This window comes from Olleya sp. 1-3, from assembly GCF_002836085.1.
Taxonomy (GTDB): domain Bacteria; phylum Bacteroidota; class Bacteroidia; order Flavobacteriales; family Flavobacteriaceae; genus Olleya; species Olleya namhaensis.
The window spans coordinates 1-787 of sequence record NZ_PJBW01000027.1 but is presented as its reverse complement, the minus strand read 5'-3'; the positions used below and the strand labels follow the sequence as shown (position 1 = coordinate 787).

At 32.4% G+C, this 787-nt stretch carries 1 protein-coding gene; it reads left to right on the top strand.

Translation table 11 applies throughout. From position 1 onward, the window contains the following. Nucleotides 1-679: IS3 family transposase (locus CXF54_RS12900; RefSeq protein ID WP_157823457.1), on the top strand; the 679-nt coding region annotated here is incomplete at its 5' end. Between the last annotated feature and the right edge of the window lie 108 nt (nt 680-787).

Sequence of the window (787 nt, the reverse complement as noted above, 5' to 3'; positions counted from 1 at the left end):
TATAGGTAGAGACAAGTTCTATCGCTTCCTAAGACTAAATAATCTTTTGATTCCTAAAACTAAAAATTACATCACAACTACAAACTCAAACCATATGTACAAAAAATATAAGAACCTGGTAAAAGGCCACGTTCCTAATCGACCGGAACAACTCTGGGTTAGTGATATCACTTATATTAAAACAGAAAACGGACACAACTACCTAGCATTAGTCACAGACACCTATTCTAAGCAAATTATGGGTTACAAACTTGATAATCATATGAGAACATCACTTTGCTCAGATGCTCTAGCTATGGCTATTAAAAACAGAAAATATCCTAATCAAAAACTTATTCACCATTCAGATAGAGGTTTCCAATACTGCAACCCCAAATACACAAAGTTTGCTGAAGATAATGGAATTGCAATGAGTATGACTGAGCAATACGACCCTTACGAAAATGCAGTAGCAGAACGCATTAACAGAACTCTTAAATATGAATACGGGCTAAAACAAAACATTAAAAACACAGAACTAGCTCAAAAAATGACGGAGCAAGCAGTTTATATTTATAACAATTTGAGAACCCATTTTAGCCTGGATCTCAGAAAACCTGCTGAAGTACATCTAAATCCAAACATCAAATACAAATCCTATCGAAAAAATAATGTAAATTTACCTGAGCTTACGATTTAAGAACAAACCTAGTTCAAACTATTTTTTTCACCTTCTAAACGTCTAAAAAAAATCTTTTGAACTAGAAAATATTAACAAAAAAAAGTCAACCTATATCAGTATAATACA